Origin of the sequence: Paludibaculum fermentans (genome assembly GCF_051172195.1) — a bacterium.
Taxonomy (GTDB): Bacteria; Acidobacteriota; Terriglobia; order Bryobacterales; family Bryobacteraceae; genus Paludibaculum; species Paludibaculum fermentans_A.
The window spans coordinates 1-310 of the sequence record NZ_JBPJAQ010000031.1 but is presented as its reverse complement, the minus strand read 5'-3'; the positions used below and the strand labels follow the sequence as shown (position 1 = coordinate 310).

Below are 310 nucleotides of genomic sequence, written 5' to 3'. Positions count from 1 at the left end.
GTATTCACCGGGCAGGAATTCGCGGCTGGATGAGCAGCAATCCAGGCAGGCCGGAGAGGCCGAGGGCGGGCGACTGCGCGCCGAGGCGTGAAGGAAGTACTCACCCGGCGGTAGGCCCGCGAGACAGAACGAGCCGTCGGTTTGCGTGGTTGCGCCGCCTGTTGGACCCGCCTGTCCCAAGCCGAGCGGGTGAAGGCGGATTGCCGTAACTGTGGCGAACTTCACAGGTGCTCCGTGTTGATCGATTACACGGCCCGTGACCTGGCATTGCGATCGGGCGGGCGATGGGACAGCGGAGATAGACAGCAGT

General features: G+C 65.2%; 1 protein-coding gene. It reads right to left on the bottom strand.

Annotated features, from left to right (window positions below; genetic code table 11):
* A partial coding sequence (locus ACR9Y2_RS40330; RefSeq protein ID WP_435047595.1) for a carboxypeptidase-like regulatory domain-containing protein occupies nt 1–300 on the bottom strand: 300 nt, incomplete at its 3' end.
* Nucleotides 301–310 lie beyond the last annotated feature (10 nt).